20 protein-coding genes are annotated in these 21,026 nt (G+C 46.4%); 10 read left to right on the top strand and 10 right to left on the bottom strand.

Annotated elements, in window-relative coordinates; all coding sequences use genetic code 11:
• Positions 1-10 precede the first annotated feature (10 nt).
• From OU814_RS05160 to OU814_RS05150, 3 genes are all read left to right on the top strand, one after another.
• Positions 11-1,351, top strand: coding sequence for a class I SAM-dependent methyltransferase (locus OU814_RS05160; protein ID WP_268181072.1), 1,341 nt, complete (start codon positions 11-13; stop codon positions 1,349-1,351).
• 109 nt (positions 1,352-1,460) lie between these two features.
• Positions 1,461-1,976, top strand: a complete 516-nt coding sequence (locus OU814_RS05155) for a type IV pilin-like G/H family protein (protein WP_268181070.1) — start codon at positions 1,461-1,463, stop codon at positions 1,974-1,976.
• Positions 1,977-2,098: 122 nt separating this feature from the next.
• The gene (locus OU814_RS05150; protein ID WP_268181068.1) at positions 2,099-4,324 is read left to right on the top strand and encodes an O-linked N-acetylglucosamine transferase, SPINDLY family protein; all 2,226 of its coding nucleotides are present in this window, start codon (positions 2,099-2,101) and stop codon (positions 4,322-4,324) included.
• A 205-nt stretch (positions 4,325-4,529) separates the two neighbouring features.
• On the opposite strand, the gene OU814_RS05145 is transcribed toward OU814_RS05150, so the two are convergent.
• Complete coding sequence (locus OU814_RS05145) at positions 4,530-5,486, bottom strand: FkbM family methyltransferase (protein ID WP_268181066.1); 957 nt, start codon at positions 5,484-5,486, stop codon at positions 4,530-4,532.
• A gap of 216 nt (positions 5,487-5,702) precedes the next feature.
• Here OU814_RS05145 and OU814_RS05140 point away from each other — a divergent pair, with 216 nt between their 5' ends.
• Positions 5,703-6,263, top strand: a complete 561-nt coding sequence (locus OU814_RS05140; protein ID WP_190653066.1) for a class I SAM-dependent methyltransferase — start codon at positions 5,703-5,705, stop codon at positions 6,261-6,263.
• A gap of 48 nt (positions 6,264-6,311) precedes the next feature.
• Here OU814_RS05140 and OU814_RS05135 read toward each other — a convergent pair whose 3' ends face one another.
• Positions 6,312-6,848, bottom strand: a complete 537-nt coding sequence (locus tag OU814_RS05135; RefSeq protein WP_017290067.1) for an orange carotenoid protein N-terminal domain-containing protein — start codon at positions 6,846-6,848, stop codon at positions 6,312-6,314.
• Between the two features lie 171 nt (positions 6,849-7,019).
• Between OU814_RS05135 and OU814_RS05130 the strand changes: the two genes are divergently transcribed.
• Complete coding sequence (locus OU814_RS05130; RefSeq protein ID WP_017290068.1) at positions 7,020-7,391, top strand: hypothetical protein; 372 nt, start codon at positions 7,020-7,022, stop codon at positions 7,389-7,391.
• A gap of 6 nt (positions 7,392-7,397) precedes the next feature.
• On the opposite strand, the gene OU814_RS05125 is transcribed toward OU814_RS05130, so the two are convergent.
• Together OU814_RS05125 and nrdR are read right to left on the bottom strand one after the other, a co-directional pair.
• Positions 7,398-8,453 (bottom strand): hypothetical protein, encoded by a 1,056-nt coding sequence (locus OU814_RS05125; protein WP_268181063.1) that lies wholly within the window; start codon positions 8,451-8,453, stop codon positions 7,398-7,400.
• A 74-nt stretch (positions 8,454-8,527) separates the two neighbouring features.
• Positions 8,528-9,031: a transcriptional regulator NrdR gene (gene nrdR / locus OU814_RS05120; RefSeq protein WP_017290070.1), complete on the bottom strand. Its 504-nt coding sequence runs from the start codon at positions 9,029-9,031 to the stop codon at positions 8,528-8,530.
• Between the two features lie 346 nt (positions 9,032-9,377).
• Here nrdR and OU814_RS05115 point away from each other — a divergent pair, with 346 nt between their 5' ends.
• Both OU814_RS05115 and OU814_RS05110 read left to right on the top strand, forming a co-directional pair.
• Positions 9,378-12,725 carry a response regulator gene (locus OU814_RS05115; RefSeq protein WP_017290071.1) on the top strand — a complete coding sequence of 1,116 codons (3,348 nt, stop codon included), beginning with the start codon at positions 9,378-9,380 and terminating at the stop codon, positions 12,723-12,725.
• A gap of 110 nt (positions 12,726-12,835) precedes the next feature.
• Positions 12,836-13,966: a hypothetical protein gene (locus OU814_RS05110; RefSeq protein WP_268181060.1), complete on the top strand. Its 1,131-nt coding sequence runs from the start codon at positions 12,836-12,838 to the stop codon at positions 13,964-13,966.
• Between the two features lie 67 nt (positions 13,967-14,033).
• Here the strand turns inward: OU814_RS05110 and OU814_RS05105 are convergent, their stop codons facing one another.
• The 3 genes from OU814_RS05105 to OU814_RS05095 all read right to left on the bottom strand — a co-directional run bounded on the left by OU814_RS05105 (position 14,034) and on the right by OU814_RS05095 (position 16,594).
• Positions 14,034-14,348: a hypothetical protein gene (locus tag OU814_RS05105; RefSeq protein WP_268181058.1), complete on the bottom strand. Its 315-nt coding sequence runs from the start codon at positions 14,346-14,348 to the stop codon at positions 14,034-14,036.
• A 253-nt stretch (positions 14,349-14,601) separates the two neighbouring features.
• Positions 14,602-14,805: a chlorophyll a/b-binding protein gene (locus OU814_RS05100; RefSeq protein ID WP_017290074.1), complete on the bottom strand. Its 204-nt coding sequence runs from the start codon at positions 14,803-14,805 to the stop codon at positions 14,602-14,604.
• Between the two features lie 148 nt (positions 14,806-14,953).
• A complete protein-coding gene (locus tag OU814_RS05095; protein WP_268181055.1) occupies positions 14,954-16,594 on the bottom strand; it encodes a peptidoglycan DD-metalloendopeptidase family protein in 1,641 nt (546 codons plus the stop codon).
• A 390-nt stretch (positions 16,595-16,984) separates the two neighbouring features.
• Here OU814_RS05095 and OU814_RS05090 point away from each other — a divergent pair, with 390 nt between their 5' ends.
• Complete coding sequence (locus OU814_RS05090) at positions 16,985-17,395, top strand: response regulator (protein ID WP_268181053.1); 411 nt, start codon at positions 16,985-16,987, stop codon at positions 17,393-17,395.
• Here OU814_RS05090 and OU814_RS05085 read toward each other — a convergent pair.
• Complete coding sequence (locus tag OU814_RS05085; RefSeq protein WP_268181051.1) at positions 17,381-18,103, bottom strand: HAD family hydrolase; 723 nt, start codon at positions 18,101-18,103, stop codon at positions 17,381-17,383. The two genes, OU814_RS05090 and OU814_RS05085, sit on opposite strands and share 15 nt — an antisense overlap.
• A gap of 58 nt (positions 18,104-18,161) precedes the next feature.
• Positions 18,162-19,163, bottom strand: a complete 1,002-nt coding sequence (locus tag OU814_RS05080; RefSeq protein WP_017290078.1) for a 30S ribosomal protein S1 — start codon at positions 19,161-19,163, stop codon at positions 18,162-18,164.
• A 313-nt stretch (positions 19,164-19,476) separates the two neighbouring features.
• On the opposite strand from OU814_RS05080, the gene OU814_RS05075 reads away from it, so the two are divergent.
• A complete protein-coding gene (locus OU814_RS05075; RefSeq protein ID WP_268181047.1) occupies positions 19,477-19,740 on the top strand; it encodes a hypothetical protein in 264 nt (87 codons plus the stop codon).
• A gap of 87 nt (positions 19,741-19,827) precedes the next feature.
• Positions 19,828-20,214 carry an alr0857 family protein gene (locus tag OU814_RS05070; protein ID WP_017290197.1) on the top strand — a complete coding sequence of 129 codons (387 nt, stop codon included), beginning with the start codon at positions 19,828-19,830 and terminating at the stop codon, positions 20,212-20,214.
• Between the two features lie 70 nt (positions 20,215-20,284).
• Here the strand turns inward: OU814_RS05070 and OU814_RS05065 are convergent, their stop codons facing one another.
• Positions 20,285-20,986 (bottom strand): response regulator transcription factor, encoded by a 702-nt coding sequence (locus OU814_RS05065; protein WP_316428379.1) that lies wholly within the window; start codon positions 20,984-20,986, stop codon positions 20,285-20,287.
• Between the last annotated feature and the right edge of the window lie 40 nt (positions 20,987-21,026).

Below are 21,026 nucleotides of genomic sequence, written 5' to 3'. Positions count from 1 at the left end.
AGAACCACCAATGACGAGCAGCGCCGCATCCCCAGACCAACTTGAGAAGATTCGGCAGCAGTTTGAATTTGAACCTTATCCGCGCATCCCGATCGAAACTTCGCCCCAAGGCAATGCAAATCTGCTGTTTATTCACAATCTAATGACAGCATTCTATCGAAGAGATCGAACGATGATCGATCCCTCAACGGCTTGCATTTTAGATGCAGGATGTGGAAGTGGCAGTAAATGCCTGTCTCTAGCGTTAGCAAATCCAGGAGCAAAGATTGTTGGAGTCGATCTCTCTGAGAAATCGATCGAGCTTGCCCGGAAGCGCCTCGCGTATCACGGCATTGAAAACGCCGAATTTCATGTCCTCTCGATTGAGGAACTTCCCCAGCTTGGCATGGAATTTGATTACATCAACTGTGATGAAGTCCTCTACTTATTTCCAGATATTGCAGATGGACTCAGAGCAATGAAGTCTGTGCTGAAACCACGCGGCATCATTCGCAGCAATCTCCATAGCGAGCTTCAACGGTTTATGTACTTTCGAGCGCAAAAGCTATTTAAATTAATGGGGCTAATGGAAAACAACCCAGAAGATTTAGAGATTGAAATTGCACTCGAAACCCTAAAAGCTCTCAAACCAGAGGTTTCACTCAAGACAACGCTTCGCCATAACCCAGAGGGCGACGGGCGGAACGAATGGGTGTTAATGAATCTGCTTTTCCAAGAAGACAAGGGTTACACCATTCCAGACTTATTTGATGGATTGCAGCGCGCTGATCTCGGCTTCATTAGCATGGTGAACTGGCAGCAATGGAATTTGACCACTCTTTTTCAAGAACCAGATAATCTTCCCCCTTTCTTAGCAATGGGGTTGCCGGGATGCTCTATTGAACAACAACTTCATCTATATGAGCTTTTTCATGCAAGACATCGATTATTAGACTTCTGGTGTGGTCATTCCAATTCAACAACACCCAAACTTCCGATCGCAGAATGGGACATCACTCACTGGAAAGAATCGACCCTTCACCTTCACCCCCAACTCAAAACTTCAGAAGTTCGCGAAAGCTTAGAACAATGCATCGAGCAACAAGCTCCATTTTTAATCACACGCTACCTGACTGCCTCAGTACCCGACGGAGAGAGCTTATTTATTGATGGTGCGATCGTTGCTGCATTACTACCACTTTGGGACAGCCCTCAGCCCTTTACAGCCGTGCTCGATCGCTATTTGAAAGTTAGACCCGTTCATCCTGTCACGCTAGAAGCAACTTCAGTAGAAATCGCCATTGAACAGTTGCAACAGATTATTCAGCAACTTGAATCCTATTTATATCTATTGCTGGACTCGCCAGATTGAAACAGAAGATCTTTTTGCAAGGTGATATGAAACTTGAAACTGTTGGGCAAGTTAGATTCAGGCGTTAGAAGTTCAAACAAACCGCACCTTAAAAGGAGAAACCTTTCTCATGAAATCCGAACTCAAAGCAAAATTCTTGACCCACTTGCTCTCCAAAAAGAAAGACGGTGGTTTCACCCTGATTGAATTGCTCGTTGTTATTATCATCATCGGCATTCTCTCGGCAATTGCACTTCCTTCTTTCTTGAACCAAGCAAACAAAGGTAAGCAATCCGAAGCTAAAACCTACGTTGGTACTCTGGTTCGGACTCAGCAAGCATTCTACTTGGAGAAGAGCGCATTTGCAACAGGTTTGACCCAACTGTCAAAGCCCATTGCTTCTCAAACTGAAAACTATGACTACGCAACTGGCGGTGGCACTACTACCACCAGCTTGAGCACTGGAACTTCCAGAAAAGATCCACTCCGCTCCTATGGTGGAACTGTGTTTGTAGAAACTGATGCTACCACCAGCGAAACTAACACGACCGCAGTACTCTGTGAAAGCGACGCGCCGACCAAAACCGCTTTGGCAGCCGCTACTAACACAACAACTTGTGCAACTGGCTCTTCCGTCATCAAGTAATTTAGCTTAGCGCTGAAATTACTCAAATGCAAAGTGGGTAGATTCTCTCTATCCACTTTGCATTTTTTAGATCATGATCTGCCTGATTCCCCATCACTGTTAAATAGACTGAGAGACAACTTATGACAATCTTTATGCCCCCCGCTAGTTTGTCGCAAGATTGGCAGCAGCAAGCCAAGTTTTACATTGAGCAAGGCAGATTTGCTCAAGCCGCAGAGCTGTATGAGAAAGCGATAGAAATAGAGCCTGCTCAATATTCATACTACTGGCAATTAGGATTGCTGCTGCTGCTACAAGAGCAAGAGCAAGAAGCACAAACGACTTGGTTATTCGCACTATCAGAGATCGATGCAAACCAAATCGATGCAGCGATTGCAGAATTAAGTGAGATTTTACACCTTGAAGCGGAGCGACGTGTAGAGAAGCAAGAACAGACTACAGCTTGGGCAATTCGACAGCACTTACGAGAAATCTGCCCAATCAATATCACTAACCTACTAAGCCTTGTTTCACTCTCGATCGATCTCGAACTTCTCACCGATTCAACCTTTGAGGAAATTGGACTGATTCAGCAACTGACAGATCCGACAGAAGAAATTCCACTTCAATATCTTCTCAATGTCTTTCAGAAGTTGCTACAGACTGCCCCTGCTTCTCCATCACTGATCAAATTTGCTGAGGTTGCGACCGTTCTTTTGCAAGATACGATTGGTCTAGTCGATGCTATCTTATCGGGAATACTCCGATTTGGCTTTAGTCATCGTAATAGTAAATTCGCGATCGAACTTGCCGAATGCGCGTTAAAAATTAATCCCGATCACACTGAAATTCTAGGATTAGTTGCCTCTCTACATCAAATCGCGGGCAATTATGACAAAGGAATTGAGATTGCACGGCGGCGATACGAGCTTTCCCACACTCTCCCTGAACAGATCTACTCCAACAACTTGCTTCTGCGGGGATTTCTTGAAACAGGAGGGCGATGGCAAGAAGCTGTAGAAACCGCTCAGCATCACAGAGAATTACTTGCAGCCATTGTCAAACAGCAGCCAGAAAACCTCGGATCAACTTATCTAACACGATTGCTGAATTCAGGATACTATCTTGTCTACCTTCAGGATCAACCGAAACAGTGGCGAACTCTCGAAAATCAAGTTCTAGAATTTGCCCAGACAGAACTTCAACGTCACGCAACGGAAAACGGAAAGCAATACATCCATCAAAAACGAGATCGAACAAACAAGCCTCTCAAAATTGGTTATCTCTCTCACTGCATGGCAACCCACTCAGTCGGATGGCTAGCCCGCTGGCTATTTCAACATCATGATCATAACCAGTTTGAAATCTATGGCTATTTTCTCGGCTATCGAGAAGTATATGATCCATTACAAACCTGGTATGTTGATGCCGTTGACCACGCGTATAAATTCAATGCAGGCGGTGCTGATACTCATCTAGAAATTGCTGATCAGATTTACCGTGATGAGATTGACATTCTCATTGATCTCGATAGCATCACTTTAGATATTAGCTGCCAAGTCTTATGTCTCAAGCCTGCTCCTATTCAAGTCACTTGGCTCGGTTGGGATGCGTCTGGGCTTCCAGCGATCGATTATTTCATTGCTGACCCCTATGTCCTGCCGAATGATGCACAGAGCTACTACAGTGAGAAAATCTGGCGCTTACCTCAAACCTATATTGCAGTCGATGGCTTTGAAGTCGATCCCCCGACTTTGCGCCGCGAAGATTTAGATATTCCTGAAGATGCAATTGTCTATCTCAGTGCTCAACGCGGCTATAAACGGCATCAAGATCATGCTAGAACTCAGTTACAGATCATCAAGCAAGTTCCCAATAGCTATTTCTTAATCAAAGGAATCGCTGATACGGCTTCAGTTCAAGACTTTTTCTATAAACTTGCTGAAGAAGAGGGTGTATCGCGAGACCAGCTTCGGTTCTTAGAAGGTGATCCGTCTTGCCAATCGCATCGGGCGAATTTGCAAATCGCGGATATTGTTCTTGATACGTTTCCCTACAACGGCGCAACGACAACTCTAGAAACGCTTTGGATGGGCATTCCAATCGTAACTCGCGTGGGTGAGCAATTTGCCGCTCGCAATAGCTACGGCATGATGATGAATGTTGGAGTCACTGAAGGCATCGCTTTTAGCGATCGCGAGTATATTGAATGGGGAATTCGCTTAGGCACAGATGCCGCTTTGAGACAAAGTGTCATCTCTAAGCTACATCAAGCGAAACGAACTGCTCCTTTGTGGAATGGTAAGCAGTTTGCCCGCGAAATGGAAGGCGCTTATCAAGCGATGTGGAGAACTTATCTAGAAAGCTAGTCTTTCTGGATGAACCACTGGCAACGGAGCATCCCGTTCTTTGTTTTCCCACCCGAAAAAACAAGATACCGCTTGTTTACGTGACGAAACCTTTCAAGATTAGAAGGCAACGCTCAAATTGATAGCATAACGATTTGAGCGTTGCCTTCAGCTAAACGAAGGCTTCCGTTTAAATTACTAATTTTGCGCCTTGACACAAAACTATCTATAAACTCTGAACTTTTACAAAAGGCCTCAGTTCGGCAATCAGAGTTCTTGCCTCTTCCGTCTGCTCTAATCCTGAAATTTGCTCCAAGCTTTCAAGAATATCAGTTGCAAAGTTGTAGCCACTGCCATGCTGCAAGGTTAGAGTTTTTAAAAGTTCCAATGAATAATCTACTAACTCAAGCGCATCTGCAATGCAAGCTAGCTTAAAAGCTTGTTCAGGAAATTGAAAGCTATCATCTGCATTGTGCTGAAGATCACGTAAATAGATTGCATCTCCCCAAAGCGGCTGTCCAGGGCGATTTACCGATTGAATCATCGATCGAGGACGACGAGCAACCGTGACATCAAATAGCGAAAATCCTTGTTCTCTAAGGTAGAGATCAACATCCGCGAACAGAGGTTGTCCAATGTACAAAGGCGCATACTCAATCTCAACCTGAATCGCTAAAACACTACTGCTTAAAAGATGCTTCGCTCCTTTAAGAACCTGAAGATCTGCTCCTTGAACATCAATTTGTAAAAAATCAATGCCACCGATTTCTTCTGAAGCACAGAACTCGTCCAGGCTCACAGTTTCTACTTGAGCCGTGCGATTCAATGCCATCACCGATAAACTTGCGAATTTTTTTAGAAAAGCCTCGTTTGGTGGATAAAGCGAACTACACATTGGATGCTGAGTAATATACAAAGTTGCCGCTTCAGATTTTTCAGCGATCGCAACTGGGAGATGGAACTCGTTCCAATCCGCATTTTTCGCTTCAAATTGCTGATTCGCAGCATCACAAGCATCTGGATCTGCATCAAATCCGTAGATCGTTAATCCTGGGGCAAAAATCTGCCAAGCCTCACCATAATCATCTGCCATGGAAATTTTACGCGAACCAACATTGCAGATCGTCATATCAAGGCGCGCTAAGTGACCGCTTTCTTTCAGTTTCGGTAGAAAAAATGGCATGTTGGACTCCTTCCGTATTTGTATCAGCCTTTTCAAAAAAGTGATTCTACTGGCTGACTTAGCGATATAAAGAATTAGCGTTTAGCGATTTCTCAAACTGAAACTGATTTACCGCGACATTCTTCGTTTTTATTAAAGCTTGCTTCCTCTAATTTGCACCACAAGTTTAAACAGAAGCAGAGAGACAATTGAAATAATGTGTAGGAGACCCATCGTATGGATTCGATTAAATTACATCTTGGCGGAAAAGAGGTTCATTCAGACTGGAAAATTTTTGATATCGAAGCTCGCCCAGAAGTTGATTTTATTGGAGACGCAGGCGATCTGAGCCAGTTTGCAGACAACTCGATCGAAGCAATTTACGCAAGCCACATCCTAGAGCATTTTCACCATAGCTTGAACAATGAATTGATTAGAACATTGACAGAATGGCATCGTGTGCTCAAACCCGGTGGACAACTGATGGTCAGTGTTCCGAACCTACAGATTCTTTGCTGGTTATATCTCAATCCAAATCTTTCTATCTACGATCGCCATCATCTGATGAGAATCATGTATGGTGGGCAGACCAATCCGTATGATATTCATCGAGCCGGATTTGATCCAGACACATTAGCAGCATTTCTACAAGAAGTCGGGTTTGTCGATTGTACTTGTGTTGAAGAGTTTGGCTTGTTCAATGACTGTAGTACGATACGTTTACTTGGCACTCTCATCAGTGTCAACATGATTGCGACGAAATCCGTTAAGCCAAATGAGCAGAGAGAAGCACTCTAAACTGTTTTGAAGCGATCTCACGTAGTGAGATCGCTTCAAGCTTAACAACTACAAACTTGCTGTTTTCCCCGTTTCCGCTTGTGATTGTACCGGCTTCACATCGGTGTAACCCATCTCGCTTGCTAGCTCTCTCAATAGCGAGATCTGCTGCTCAAACTCAAACGATTCGAGTCGTCTCAACAAGTTTGTAATCTTGTCAGACGCAGAATACTCAGCAGGCATTCCCACAACAGATTCTCCCATCGCGACCGCCCACACATACCAAACGAGTAACTGATTATTCTCCTTCAGAGCACCATAAGCGCGCGAATATTCACTATCTGTACGATTAGCAATATCGCGCATCACTTGCAGTTGATCCTGATGCGACAAATTATAAAAATCTCCCAGCAGCATTGGTGCTAATTCAGGCTCAGCCGCTTGCGGAGCCGCAGGTGTAATCGAGTCACCCATCTTTTCATAAACGTAATAAAGCAACGCCAATTTATCATCCACTTGAAGCTGGTTAAAGTCTGAAATGGCGCTGGTAATTGCATCTCCTAAATACTCAGACGGATCAACGTTCTGACTTGCTGACTGAGGCATTCAATACTCTCCTATAGTAATCCGATCTACAACAAGAGGTATCAGGCTTTACGATTCCAAGTCTCCCCTCTAAAGACCGACTTTCAAGATCTGCCTTTCGATCGTTTAAGCGGTAGCCAAAATTGCGTAAGTTATCAGCATTGCAACTGCAATCCTGATAGGAGAATTTTTATGTCCGAACTCAATACAGAAAACCAAACACATGACGCTCAACTCGCAGCTGAAGAAGTTGCTAGCGGCGATCGTCCTGAGCCGAAAATTAATGTTTCTGCTGACTACGAAGCGGCTCAAGAATTTAGTACCAGCAGCATTGACGGCACTGAAGCAGGTAAAGAAGCTGCAGAAGAAGCAACTGCACCACAGTTTGAAGTTCATCGCCCCGAAGAAGTCGAAATCCCAACTTCAACGCTTGACTCAACAGGTGATCCAAACGATTTCAAAGACCTCGCAAAAGAAGTCAATCCGATGTCTGGAACCGCTGGAAACGTTGACGATGATCTCGTAAAGAAAGCGATCGAACTCGGCAAGCCCGGTGACAAATAGAGACTGCTAAAACAAATAGCGCTGGTTGTATTGAGGCAGATTTTCAGTCTCAACTGGAACAATCAGCGCCTTCAATTGCGATAAATTATGCTGACTAAATGCGATCGCAGTTTTCTCCCCCAAGTCAGCCCGTAAATCTAACGCCTGTTTCAGCAAATCATATCCGAGCGTCACTTGTTCTTGGCAAAACGCTAATGTTCCTAGCTGGTGTAGTGCCCAAGCTTCTGCCCCTTCATCTTCCAACGCCCAAGCAGCCTGTAATCCCAAGTTCAAGAGTTGCTCCCAGGCTCCCCACCACTTCGCAATCGCAAACACCTTCTCCGTCGATTTCACCATTCTCAGCACTTCCGCCCATCGCTTCTGCTTCACATAGGCTTGCAAGGTTTCCCTCAGCAATCTGCTCTCTGCAAAAATCGCTTCAGGGTCACGATCAGCACGAATCTGCGGTTGGCATGATCCCCCATCCAGCCCGGAAACCTCGATCGCACAATCCGCCTGAAAAAATCTTCGTTTACTCGAAGCCACCACGAACAGACTTTCCGGCAAGATTTGATTGAGTTGTTCAAGCTCAGATCCCGTTAAAGTTGGATGATTCAGCAAAACTAGAACCTGTCGGTCACGCAATCCCGCCCGAATCTCTGCTCTAGAAGCCTTGACATCAGCAGGAACTCGATACAACTGCTCAAATATCCACTGCAACACATCTTCGAGCACATCGGCTTGCTCAACATACAAAACAACATGTTCCATCTCAAACTGATGTGCCAGCGATCGTAATAAAAACGATGATTCAGCGTTGGAACATCCAAAAATCTCGATCGACTGATGCGCGTCTAATGCCCCTAAAACCTGTTGTACGATAGCGTCATTCTGTCCAAAACTTGCATACACTTCCATTGTTGGCAGAATTGGCTCAAACGATCTGAGCGCCATCTGCAATGGAAGCAAGATCACACCATAATCCGAACCAACCAGCAACTCGCCTTGCTCAAGCACGAATCGAGCAACAACCTTGCCTGCCAATGCCATCTCAATTGTGCTGGAACAGGCAGAACTGGACATCAGTCGCAATAGATTTCAAAGCAACAGCATACTAAGCGAATCGCGAGAACCACGTCAACACTGAGACAAAAAACTTAGTTCAGTGACGGTGTTTGCGTCGCAGCCATTTCAGGATCTTCCCGTTCCGGCAAACGATTGACCCGTTCTAGGGTTGCCAAAAATTCATGCACATTTTCAAATTCACAGTATACCGAGGCATAGCGAATGCAAGCCGCCTCACTCATTGCCCGTAGCTGCTGCAGCACCAACTCACTAATCTCACGACTAAAGATCTCACGATTCGTTCGCTGCTGCAACATTCCCTCGATCGAACTGACTAATGTTTCAATCTGCACTTCTGAAATTGCAGTCCGTTCGCAAACTCGCATCAGCGATCGCACTAACTTTTCTCGATCAAACGACTCGCGATTTCCGTTCTCCTTCACCACCACAAGCGGCGCAAACTCAACTCGCTCGTACGTCGTAAACCGATGATTACACTTCAAACATTCCCGCCGTCGTCGTACACTCTGACCACTTTCCGCAGAGCGCGACTCCAGCACCCGGTTTTCGAGATGATGACAAGCAGGACAACGCATAAATTTTGTCAATGGATGATCAGACACATCATACCGCTAGTGTAGCAAGTCTGATTATTTTTTTCAGATCCGCTACAGGCAGGGGGCAACTTTATTATTCGCGGATAGGACTCTTCACAATTCCTTTGTATTTCTGCTGATCACCAACACCACAAGCCCTGATCACGATCCCCATCTTTTGCGATTTAAATCACACGGATTATGAGCAAAGACGTTAGAAATTCCCTGATCGAGGGCAACTTTACTAAAGCGAACTGCGTTAGAACGTTCCCTGAACTGACGTAGTTCCAGCCCAATCGTAAAGTCTTTTACTGGGCGCACTCCATAGCAGGTTGGCAGCTGGCACATGAAATCTCGTGACATTCAAAAGCAGAAATTGCTCGTCGTCGATGATGAACCGGATAATCTCGATCTTCTCTACCGAACATTTTATCGAGAATTTAAAGTTTTGCGGGCAGAAAATGGTCCCACAGCACTTGATATTCTTGAGAAAGAAGGCGATGTCGCGGTGATCATTTCAGATCAACGAATGCCCATGATGAGTGGGACAGAGTTCCTGAGCCTCACTGCTACTAAGTATCCGGACATTATCCGGATTATTCTCACAGGCTATACCGATGTTGAAGATCTCGTCGAAGCCATCAACTCCGGCAAAGTCTTCAAATACGTCACGAAGCCCTGGAGCGATATGGAGCTGCGCGACGTTGTTAAAAGCGCGATCGATACGCATACCCTATTAAGAACCCGCACCGAAGAACTCCGGCGCACCCTTCAGCGTGAATCGCTACTCAATGCAGTCACTAGCACCATTCGGAGCGCATTGAGTTATGACGAAATTCTGCAAACGATCGTCGAGACCATTGGCAAAAATTTTGGTGTAAGTGGTGCGATCGTCTGTCCCTTTCAAGACGGCGAAATTCAGGAAAATAGCTTCACCTACTGGAATCATCCGGAACTGCCACAGCCCAATCTCGTCCCCACAATTTGGGAAACTTACGAAGTCGAAGTCATTCCAGATGTTCAAGTCTGCGATCGGATCGAGGAAGATCCCACTCGTCATGCAGCTTACGCAGACGCAGACATTCACTCAACTCTCATGGTTCCGCTGATCTGCCAACAGAAACTCATCGCCGTGCTCGCGCTGCATGAATCTGGAAAAAGCCGCATTTGGCAACCTGAAGAAGTCGATCTAATTCACGCGGTTGCCGATCAAGCCGCACTCGCACTCTCGCAAGCCCATGCATACGAGCAAGTTCGCGCTTTAGCCAAGCGAGAAGCCTTGATCAATACCATTACAACCGCTATTCGATCGAGCCTCGATCCCCAAGAAATCTTTGCCGCCATTACTCAACAACTGGGGCAAGGCTTACAAGTCGATGGTTGCGCGCTTTCACTGTGGAAAGAAGGCGACGAATTTGTGCAATGTGTGGGACTCCATGATTCAAGTTGGGAACACAAGACTCCCCCAGAATCTCACCTGCCGCAATCTTCGGTTCCTATTGAAGGCAATCCCGTTCTGAAGCAATTGATCGTCACGCAGCAGCCGATCGTTCTCAGCGATTTGAAGCAGCATCCACAATTCAATATTTCAGAATTTCGGACTCCTGCCCGGGCCTTGCTCGTTGTGCCCTTAATTGCAGATGGCAAAATTATCGGCAGTATTTCACTCCGCCAAAACCATCGCACCCGCAACTGGCAATCCTCTGAAATTCAGCTCGCTCAATCCGTTGCATCACAAGCCGCGATCGCAGTTCAACAATCTCGGCTCTACCAAACCACACGTCAGCAAGCCGAAAAACTCCTGCAACTCGACCAGCAAAAGACCGAGTTTTTCCAAAACATTTCGCACGAATTTCGCACTCCTTTGACTTTAATGGTCGGTCCACTGGAAAGCGCAGTCGCCACAGGTCAAGGACTGTCTGCCGAACAATCGGCGATCGCATTGCGAAACTCTCGCCGACTCCTGCGATTAGTCAATCAACTGCTCGATCTCCAGCGCTTAGATGCAGGACGGATGCAGCCGAAATTCCAGGCATGTGACTTAGTAGAATTTGTCAGCCAAATCGTAGACACGTTCCGTCCTTACTGCGAAAAGAAAGGGCTGAGCCTGATCACTCAATTAGAGCCTTGTGCTCCTGTGTATCTCGATTTAGAGAAGTTTGACAAAGTGCTGTACAACCTGCTCTCGAATGCGATGAAATTTACGCCCGCAGGACAGAGCATTAGTGTATCGCTAGAAATGATCGACGATCGCTGTCGCTTAAAAGTGCGCGATACCGGCATCGGTATTCGAGAAGACCAAATCCCCCATCTATTTGAGCGATTCCGTCAGGCTGAAGGTTCAGAAAACCGCAGCTTTGAAGGGACAGGTCTAGGATTAGCTCTCGTCAAAGAATTAGTCGAACTGCATAGCGGTCAGATCAACGTGGATTCGACCTATGGACAAGGCACGACATTCACGATCGACTTACACTCCGGTGCAGAGCATTTGCCTCCAGAGCAAGTCAGCCATGCTCAGCACGAACTTCAGGCAAATCGAGCAGCGGTCGAACTAGCGGATATTGAAGTCGAACTTCAAGAAGATTACGAACCTGAACCCATTCTTGAGGTCGGTGAAAACCATGCGAGAGTGCTCGTTGTGGATGATAATCCAGATCTACGCTCGTATGTCTCTGGCATTCTCAGAGGTCAAGGCTATACCGTTTTGACTGCCCGGAATGGTGCAGAAGGGTTTGAACAGGTCAAGACCCATCGTCCATCGTTGATTGTGACTGATTTAATGATGCCGATTGTGTCAGGTCTAGACATGATTCGGATGATCCGTGCTCAAGACGACCTCAAAGGCACTCCCATCGTTTTGCTAACTGCCAAAGCGGATGAAGACACGCGACTTGAAGGAGTCGAACGCGGTGCAGATGCCTATTTGTCGAAGCCATTCAACGATCGAGAATTGTTAGCGGAAGTGCGAAATTTACTAGCACTCAAAGAAAACGAGCAGCGCGTCTCGCGCATTAATTCTTATCTGACAGATTCGGTCTTGAGTCGTTTCTTGCCACAAACCTTAGTCAAACGGGCGGCTCAGGGTGAATTAACCCTCGATTTGCGTCCTGAACCTCGCATGATCACGGTTCTATTTAGCGATATTGTCGGTTTCACGCAACTCTCGAACACATTGCGATCGCGGCGAGTTGCAGAACTCCTGAATGAGTATCTGACCGCAATGACTCGCTGCGTGTTTAACAACGGCGGGACAGTCGATAAATTTATGGGCGATGCAATTTTGGCGATTTTTGGTGCGCCAGAAGAACTCACCCCTAATGAACAGGTTCGACGTGCGATCGCAACGGCTCGAGAAATGTACAGTATTTTGGACAATCTGAATAACCAGTGGATGGCACAAGGGATCGATCGCGTTCAGTTCCGCTGTGGAATTCACCAAGGAACGGCTGTGGTGGGAATGTTTGGCGGCGAAGAGCGATCGGACTATACGGCAATTGGTCCAAGTGTCAATATTGCAGCTCGACTGCAAGAAGCAGCGGCTCCGGGTGCGATTCTCATTTCCGCAGCAGTAGCAGATTACGTTGATGAAGATAACATCACCAAAGAAAGTCCGCTCAAGCTGAAGGGAGTAGATGAAACAGTTCTAACCTTCTCGGTCAGCCCTTACCCTGACGCAGTTCCGACACATCACTAAAATCGCCGGAAAAATGAGCCATGTTCGGAACTAATTCCTCCCGATTCCAGACGAAAAGCTAGGATATTAGGAGTGATCCCCGTGGCTCTTTGTGTGGGTAAGTGTTCAGCATGGCGTTTTCTCTTTCCAATTCTCGATCGCGATCGCAAGAGTCTCCGATGCTATGGCTTTCGGTTTTAGCAGGTTCGCTTGCGCTGCATCTTGTTTTGCTTTTAGTCGGACGCTGGTATCTGAGCCAATCCGCAGAAAGCCGTGCGGGGGGTGGTTCTCAAGCACCTCTCGATTTTATTGAAATCGATCCGAATGCACCCCCTTTGAAACGAGCGATCGCACCTTCTACAACTGGCGCAGAAAATGGCACTGTTACGAAAGCTGCTCCTGACGCAGCAAATTCTGAGCAGTCTGGGTCATCTTCCATTCAGAATTTCACTCGTCAGACTGCGCCAACGCCAACACAACCCGAAAATTTACCCCAACCTGATCCAGTTCAATCAACACAGCTAGATCAGCGTCCTGCTGCTAATAATTCGTCCTTAAATTCACCCCGAGCGAATCGCAATCCTACAACACGCCCCAAGTCAAATTCTTCAAATCCCACATCTGGCTCCTCTAATCCTGAAACAAATCCAACTGCCCCTAACAACTCTCCTACAACCACAAGAAACGCTTCTGATCTAAACCCTCCAAACTCTTCAAATCCACAGCCTTCCAACCCAGCATTACCTGACAACAATCCTAAGCCTCCGTCTGATCCAGTCAGATCTAACAATCCTCTTCCTGCCCCTAATCCGGGAGACAATAGAAATGCGACTGGGGTAGAAGGTGCTATCTCTGGTGTGATATCAAATATTGAGCCTGATCGAAGTGAATTACAGGATGACAGTAAGAATAATGTTGTTACCTTTAGACAGTCACAGATTCCCCAAATCTCGCTAATACTAGAGCCTGAAATGAGGAGAGCGTTAAGCCCTGAGCTAGTTTTTACAGTCGCAGTCGAGATTCGCAATGTAGATGGTACAGTGCTGAATGCCAAGAATATGCCAGACAGTCCTGCTCTCGCAAAACTTCCACGGGAAGAAGCAGATGGTCTTGTTCTAGCGCTACTCACGTCTCCAGATCTTGTGAATCCGGACAAAGCAATTAGTCTATTTAATGTAGAGGTAAGACCCTCTGCTCCCGGTAAACCAACTACTGAAGGAACATCTAGAATAGTTACGCTTCGCATTGCAATTAATAATTAAAGCAGCAATACTTATCGCTTAGAGAAGAAAGGTGGCAATTTGCTCGCCATCTTTCTATCCCGAACAGCTACTCATTCTCTATTTTTGCTCTTCGAGTCCGTCTACGTCGCGGACGACCTGAATCTCTTTGGCTTAAAGCTAGGTAACGCTTCAATGTAGACGGACTGATCTCTATTCCTTGTTTTGCTAGGACTTCAGCAAGTTCTTCATAGCCATATCCTTTATCGAGTGAAGTCCGAAGATCGTCTTGTAAAAGTTCGATCGCTTGTCGGAGAGAAACTGTCGCTTCAGGTTTTTCGGGCAGTTCATCCAGTAAGGATGCCGCTTGATCAAGCATCGTTGTTTTTACTTTGACTGCCGCATTAGATTTTCTATCTACCATATGCGTCTCAAGATTATTACTTCGTTAATTCATTCATATTGTAAGGGCTGAGTTTCTGATTTATCGCTTAAATGTAACAAGTTCTGTTAATTATTTTGCGTATTGCTCAATCATTCAATGATGCTTCTAAGCTAATAGATACAAATGTGCGCAAATAATCACTCCGCAGAATGATGACAAAAAATTGCCCTAAACTTCAATCAAAGTTTAGGGCAGTATTCTTATTTGCAATTCAACAAGCGCAGTTCAGAAATTAATAGCTTACTAAGTGCAAAATATCGCGGACAACACTAAAACCTGCAATATCCCACAACAGATAAGCTAAAAATCCAATCATGGCAAGGCGACCATTCCAAAGTTCAGCTTGAGGATTCCAGCCAAATAGAAAGGCATTCCGGTCTTTGCCGTTGTACTCGGTAGCAACAGGCGGTAAATCAGTGCTATTTCGTGTTTGCATTGTAGTAGCTCCAAATTTCGTTTCTCTATACTTCTAAGATAAAGGCGCGATCGCAGTTTGCCTTACATCTATGGGTCGAAGCTAGTAGTCCGACCGATGATAGAGCTTTTTTAGAGCTACTCTGTACCTTGTGCTGACGCAGTGAGTTCTACACGCCTCGATTTGAACTGGGAAGTGCAGATTGCAAATTCTGAGTAGGAGCTTGAGCGTTGAGTTGACGCGCCTGCACTAATCGAACTCGTGCTGCTTCTAGTTGCCCACCTGGATCAACTGGAGTCCAGCCAGAATTGGTCTTCTGGCGTGCTTCATAATGCAGATGAGGTCCCGTAGAAAGCCCAGTACTTCCAACACGTCCAATCACAGTTCCAGCCTCAATCCGTTGACCTGGACGAACTAAGATTTGCGACATATGGGCGTAGAGCGTGTCTTGCGATCCGTTTGGCTGTTCCATCACCACAGCTAGCCCATAGCCCCCCATGCGATCGGCGGCTGTGACTCGTCCTGAATGCGAGGCAATAATCGGTGTTCCTTGACCTGCACCGAGATCGACTCCAGCATGGAAACGACGCACGCCTGTGACCGGATGCCGTCTCCATCCAAATCTAGAGGTGACAGAAACCGGGTCAGGCAGCGGATAAACCAGCTGATCGCGCGACGTAGGCTTCGGTAAATTGCGATTGAATGCTTGGAGATCTTTCGCAGTGTTCATTTGATCCACAGAACTGCTAGTTCGATCGACAGAGCTGCCAATTTGATCAATATAGGATGAGTCAGAACTCTCTTTGGCAATGGGCTTAGCAGGGAGATTGTTCGCTGCGATCGCGCGCCGCTGAACTGGCAAAGACTTAACAACTTGTGGAACTCGAATCGTAATCGTTTGTTGTGAAGGTCCAGTAATCGATGGAACTCCTCTAAAGATGGCGGGTGGTTTTTGTGCAGTTACAGTTCGAGCAGGCGGAACTGGCTTGGCGACTGTTGACGGTCTTACAGGCGGAAGACTAACTGCGCGGTTTGCAGCTTCTAACACATTGATATTATTCAGAATCTGCGATCGCACATCTGCCGAAATCGTCGGATTTGGTAGCAGCTTTCTTGCTTGTGCATACTGGCGCTGCGCTGCATAGTCATAAGCACGCGAAACAAGCTTATCTCTTTGTTGAGTTTGTGCTTGCACTTGTTGAGCTTGTTTTGCAGCTCGATCTTTTGCCACGATATCGGCAAGACGTTGTTCTAAGAGCTGGCGCTGAAGATTTGAGGCGGTAGATTTTGGAAACACTTTTGGAACGGGAATGTCGATCGCAGATGCCGCAGAAGAATTCGCTTCAGGTTGAGCTGATGTAGAATTCAGCGCTGAATTCTGCTGTGAGAGCTGCGGTAGTCCTGAAGGGGCTTTCGCGCTAGGTTTGTCAACTGGTTTTGGAGTTGTTGGTTTTTTAACGGCTGTAGATGGGGTTTGGATCTGAGAATTTGCAGGTTGGGGGGCAAGTTGTCGTTTGAGGGGAACTGGAGGGAGTGGAATCGGGGAAGTCGCAACTTGAGGAGCAGCAGAATCCGCTTGAACAGAACCAGAATTTGATGGGGCAGGTTGCGGAATCTCAAGCGGTTTCGGTGAAGTTACCAACGCAGCAGGAACAACGATAGGTTCTGGAGTTGCTACTGCAGGAGCCACCTCTACAGGAGCAGCAGAGGCAGCTTTTGTTTGCGTCTGAGCAGGGGTCTCGATCGGTTGTGCCGGGGGCGCGACTTGCTTTGATTGTTGAGCAAGTAGCGTAGGGATGAGTTCTAACATACAGAAATCAGCCGATGGAGGGACATCCAGCTAGTACGCATTTCTGCGGAGGTTTCAGGAAAAAAAGAACAATTTCGATGAAGAATGCGTATTTCTTCACTTCGTCTTCATACGATCTTTGACAAAATTACGGAAATTCATCATATGAATTGAGTAACCTTTGTTATCGGCTGCAAACTTATTCAGTCGATCGACGATGAGAATTAATTTGGTTCACTGAGTCATAAACACGTACCGTAATTAGACGGAATACAGAAGTTATTCAAGTTTCAAAATTCATCATAGATCTCTGTCTGTAGCTAGAGCGATGTCTTCTAGAAAACCCATATATGTAGGATGGGTTCCCATCTATATCAACCACTTTTCTTTAAAAAGCCGCCTTTTAAGATCATGCTAACCAGTCACCACCGTATTCTTGTCGTAGACGATGTTGCAGATAATGTATTTCTGCTCCAGACTGTCTTGGAGTCTGAAGGATATACTGTTGAAACTGCTTTGAACGGCAAGAGTGCACTTGAGAAGATTAACGATACCGATCCTGATTTAGTTTTGCTAGACATTATGATGCCAGAGCTAAATGGGTATGAGGTGACGCAACGGGTTCGTCAAAATGAACGCTTTGCCGAATTGCCGATCGTGTTTTTGACAGCACACGATGAGTGTGAACAAATGCCGTATATAGAGATCGGTGCGAACGATTTAATTCGTAAGCCCGTTGACTTTGATGAGCTGTTAGATAAAGTTGCAAAATACACTCATGCTTATCTATCTTCAGCGCATTCCTACTCAAGTGTGAGTTAATCGAATCTCTGCAGGTTGATGAGCGATCGCACCAGCTTCTACAAGTTGAGCAACTGCACTTCCACCCCAGGTCACACCGATTGAAAGCCGGGTCAACCGGACATCAGCAAGCGTGTCTCCAATCATTAACGTCTTGTGAGGCTCAACTTTCAGCGATCGACAAGCAAGAGTCAGGAGTGCTGGATTCGGTTTACTGATTCCTACTTGCGCTCCGATGATCGTCTGGAAATAGTTGGAGAGTTTGTAGTGATCTACAAACTCTTGAATATTGTCGGTACTATCGCTGGAAAGAACTCCAAGTTTGAGTGATGTGAGCGATTCTAGTAATTCCACAATGCCTTCAAACGGGGGAGTTAGCGGTGCTTTTCGTGGAAGCTGCTGATCGGCAAGTTGAAAGCTCGATTGGGCGATCGCTTTTGCTGCGATCCAGTCATAGCCCGTTTGAGCAATCAGAGCCGCGATCCCGATTTCATTTTCTTCGCGAGTTCCGACGGCAAGTAGTCCCGAGGGATTGAGATTATGTTGCTCGAATCCGAAGGTAGTCAGGATTGAAGGCTTGAGATTGGGAACGATCGCTGTAATACAATCTGCGCGTTTTTCACCGAGATACTGTAGAAATTGGTAAGAATTTGACAGAGTGCCATCTTTGTCAAAGAGAATGGCATCGATTCCATCAAACTGCACACCATTACAGAAAATTGTCGCCATAACTGTGCAATAAAAAAGAGGGATTTCTCCCTCTCTACAGGTTTCAATTCAACTGAAATTATTCGACATCTTCCGTCGCGTCAGGAATTTCCTCGACTTCTTCCAGTGCAACCGGAACTTCTTCAGCGACTGGGAGTTCCAGCGCAGCCGGAGCGCCTTGCTGTTGCTGCTTCATGTTCTCGCGATACTTCGCTGCCATTTCTTCAGCCTTGTCATACACGACTTGCGGGTTCTTCACCATATCGCCGGGTTCTGGCTCAAGCTGCTTGGTCGAAAGCGAAATCCGACCGCGCTCAGCGTCCAGATCAATGATCATCACTTTCACTTCATCATTGACGTTAAACACGCTATGCGGCGTATCAATGTGATCGTGAGAGATTTCGGAAATGTGCAGCAGACCGCTGACTCCACCGATATCGATGAATGCACCATACGGCTTGATGCCGCGTACCGTTCCGATGACGACTTCGCCCACTTCTAGGCGGTTCATCTTGCGTTCAACTAACGCACGACGATGGCTGAGAACTAGACGGTTGCGCTCTTCGTCCACTTCTAAGAATTTCAGGGGCAATTCTTCACCCACTAAATCTTCTTTGGGTTTGCGGGTACTGATGTGAGATCCGGGAATAAATCCACGCAAGCCCTCAATCCGAACCAGCGCACCGCCTCGATTCGTGGCAAATACCAGCGATCGCACAGTCGCGTCTTCTGCTTGAAGTTGGCGAACCCGTTCCCATGCCCGCATATACTCTATGCGGCGGATCGAGAGGGTCAACTGCCCATCCTCATTTTCATCAGCCAAGATGAAAAACTCGCGAGTCTCGTTAGACTGTAAGACTTCTTCAGGAGCATCAATCCGGTTAATTGACATCTCCTGAATGGGAATATAAGCTGCCGTTTTCGCACCGATATCAATCAGAGCGCCTCTCGGCTCCAGACTGAATACGGTTCCTGCAACTACATCTCCAGGACTGAAGTGATAGTCATACTTATCCAGTAGAGCCGCAAAATCTTCGTGGGTAAAACCAACATCCATTGCTAAAGTGTTCTGATTGGTCATGCTAAACGTTTCCCAGTTGTCTCCGCTAAAATTTGCCTCCTCTCGATGCAACGCACATATCGAATGATGTGCAGCCTACACCTTCGACCAAGTTGCGACTTGATCGATTTAGACGCATTTACTAAGTGTACAGAAGCAACATCATAACTCAATTTGAGAACAACCGGATCGCTGTTTCTCAAGTTCTTGCCATCGATTTTTTGTGCGCTTTGGCAGTTGAAATCAGATTTTTTTCGCAAAATTCCCCGAAAAGGTATGGACAATTTCATACTACGCTTGTAGTATGTAAAAAGGAAATTTTTCATTGAGGAATATGATTCGTCCTACTTCGTTGCGCCACTGCCATGTCTCCAAACTGTGCCCACAGCTGTGGGGCAAATTGGGTGTGGCAATGCAACAGCCGTCAGGAGCGAATCCGGTCGCGACCTTGCTAGGACAAATCTTAGGCAATATCAGCGGCGGCTTGGGGACAGAGATTCTCCGGAGCGATCGCAGAGCTGAAATTTATATTAGCGACGAGAAATTTAATCTAGACCGAATCGACAGCGGGTGGCGTTGTAGTCGAACGCCAGTATGAGTTAGCACATCAGAGCTTTTCTGATTACCCCCGCTCAAGAGACTGAGACGGGGGTTTATTTTTTGCCAATTTCAAATGGAGCAACGCATGTTAAAGCTCACTTATACCGAATTTGGATTGCACTTGGAACGGGTGACGATTTCTCTGGAAACCTTAGTAGCTGGACGGGTAACTTTGGCGATGAGATTAGGTCAAACGCTGCATGTTGAGCCGAGCCGTGCGGCATTTTTGCTGTCAGTCCATGCACCAGGATTTGCAGAGTTAGAAAAAATGGTGCGCTTGGAACGGGCAGCAATGGTGTCGATCGTGCCCGTGGATGATGGGTTTGTGGAAGTGAGTGTTCAAGGAAGCTGGATCGCAGACACAGCAGACGCACATTCTGGAATGTTTGTAACTGCGTTAGGCGATCGAATCGAGTTCTTTGTCTACAAACTTTGGGAAGCGACTCAGTTGCAGGTTTCGCCATTAGTTTGACGAAATGGAGAGTGAAAGAACGAGGAGAAAACGGCTTTTCTCCTCGTTCCGCACTAGTTCCTGCGCAAAATCATCCAAATCGATAGCCAAATCCTCGCACTGTCATGATGTAGCGAGGTGAACTTGGATCAAGTTCTATTTTTTCTCGGAGCCATCGGATATGCACATCGACGGTTTTAGAATCTCCCAGATAGCTCATTCCCCAGATCTGCTCTAAGAGTTGTTCGCGAGAATAAACACGACGCGGATTGTTCATAAACAGTTCGAGCAACGAAAACTCTTTAGGAGAGAGATTAATTTCTCGCCCCTCGATCGTGACGCGATACTCCTGCAAATAGAGTGTGATTTCCCCATGCTGCAAGGTGGGCTGTTCTTCAGGTTGAAGATGCGATCGTCGTCTTAGCAATGCCCGACAGCGTGCAATTAATTCGCGAATGCCAAAAGGCTTGGTCAGATAATCATCTGCCCCTACCTCTAAGCCAACGACAATATCAGTCTCGCTTCCTCTCGCGCTCAGAATCAGGATCGGAATCGTGTTGCCTTCCTGCCGTAACATTCGACAGATATCTAGTCCACTGATTCCAGGGAGCATCAAATCTAAAACGAGTAGGTCGATCGCTGATTCCTCAGTTTTTGGAGCGCGCATCAATTCCAGGGCTTGTAGCCCATTATTCGCCGTTACTACCCCATAGCCTTCTTGTGTGAGAGTAGGAGTGAGAGCTTCAAGAATGGCTTCATCATCATCGACGACTAAAATACGCGCTTGAGACAAACTGAAAGAGAATCCGGAGCCGGACGATCGCATAAATAAC

Origin of the sequence: Leptolyngbya sp. GGD (assembly GCF_026735145.1) — a bacterium.
Lineage (GTDB): Bacteria > Cyanobacteriota > Cyanobacteriia > Leptolyngbyales > Leptolyngbyaceae > Leptolyngbya > Leptolyngbya boryana.
Note: the sequence above shows the minus strand (reverse complement) of the source record. Positions and strands in the feature narration are given on the sequence as shown.

What these genes read in the sequence shown, in the direction of transcription:
- OU814_RS05160 (WP_268181072.1), top strand. Translation starts at nt 11, where the DNA reads ATGACGAGCAGCGCCGCATCCCCAGACCAACTTGAGAAGATTCGGCAG.
- OU814_RS05110 (WP_268181060.1), top strand. Translation starts at nt 12,836, where the DNA reads ATGGCGTTTTCTCTTTCCAATTCTCGATCGCGATCGCAAGAGTCTCCG.
- OU814_RS05080 (WP_017290078.1), bottom strand. Translation starts at nt 19,163, where the DNA reads ATGACCAATCAGAACACTTTAGCAATGGATGTTGGTTTTACCCACGAA.
- OU814_RS05090 (WP_268181053.1), top strand. Translation starts at nt 16,985, where the DNA reads ATGCTAACCAGTCACCACCGTATTCTTGTCGTAGACGATGTTGCAGAT.
- OU814_RS05105 (WP_268181058.1), bottom strand. Translation starts at nt 14,348, where the DNA reads ATGGTAGATAGAAAATCTAATGCGGCAGTCAAAGTAAAAACAACGATG.
- OU814_RS05155 (WP_268181070.1), top strand. Translation starts at nt 1,461, where the DNA reads ATGAAATCCGAACTCAAAGCAAAATTCTTGACCCACTTGCTCTCCAAA.
- OU814_RS05130 (WP_017290068.1), top strand. Translation starts at nt 7,020, where the DNA reads ATGTCCGAACTCAATACAGAAAACCAAACACATGACGCTCAACTCGCA.
- nrdR (WP_017290070.1), bottom strand. Translation starts at nt 9,031, where the DNA reads ATGCGTTGTCCTGCTTGTCATCATCTCGAAAACCGGGTGCTGGAGTCG.
- OU814_RS05135 (WP_017290067.1), bottom strand. Translation starts at nt 6,848, where the DNA reads ATGCCTCAGTCAGCAAGTCAGAACGTTGATCCGTCTGAGTATTTAGGA.
- OU814_RS05085 (WP_268181051.1), bottom strand. Translation starts at nt 18,103, where the DNA reads ATGGCGACAATTTTCTGTAATGGTGTGCAGTTTGATGGAATCGATGCC.
- OU814_RS05145 (WP_268181066.1), bottom strand. Translation starts at nt 5,486, where the DNA reads ATGCCATTTTTTCTACCGAAACTGAAAGAAAGCGGTCACTTAGCGCGC.
- OU814_RS05140 (WP_190653066.1), top strand. Translation starts at nt 5,703, where the DNA reads ATGGATTCGATTAAATTACATCTTGGCGGAAAAGAGGTTCATTCAGAC.
- OU814_RS05150 (WP_268181068.1), top strand. Translation starts at nt 2,099, where the DNA reads ATGACAATCTTTATGCCCCCCGCTAGTTTGTCGCAAGATTGGCAGCAG.
- OU814_RS05100 (WP_017290074.1), bottom strand. Translation starts at nt 14,805, where the DNA reads ATGCAAACACGAAATAGCACTGATTTACCGCCTGTTGCTACCGAGTAC.
- OU814_RS05075 (WP_268181047.1), top strand. Translation starts at nt 19,477, where the DNA reads ATGATTCGTCCTACTTCGTTGCGCCACTGCCATGTCTCCAAACTGTGC.
- OU814_RS05125 (WP_268181063.1), bottom strand. Translation starts at nt 8,453, where the DNA reads ATGTCCAGTTCTGCCTGTTCCAGCACAATTGAGATGGCATTGGCAGGC.
- OU814_RS05070 (WP_017290197.1), top strand. Translation starts at nt 19,828, where the DNA reads ATGTTAAAGCTCACTTATACCGAATTTGGATTGCACTTGGAACGGGTG.
- OU814_RS05095 (WP_268181055.1), bottom strand. Translation starts at nt 16,594, where the DNA reads ATGTTAGAACTCATCCCTACGCTACTTGCTCAACAATCAAAGCAAGTC.
- OU814_RS05115 (WP_017290071.1), top strand. Translation starts at nt 9,378, where the DNA reads ATGAAATCTCGTGACATTCAAAAGCAGAAATTGCTCGTCGTCGATGAT.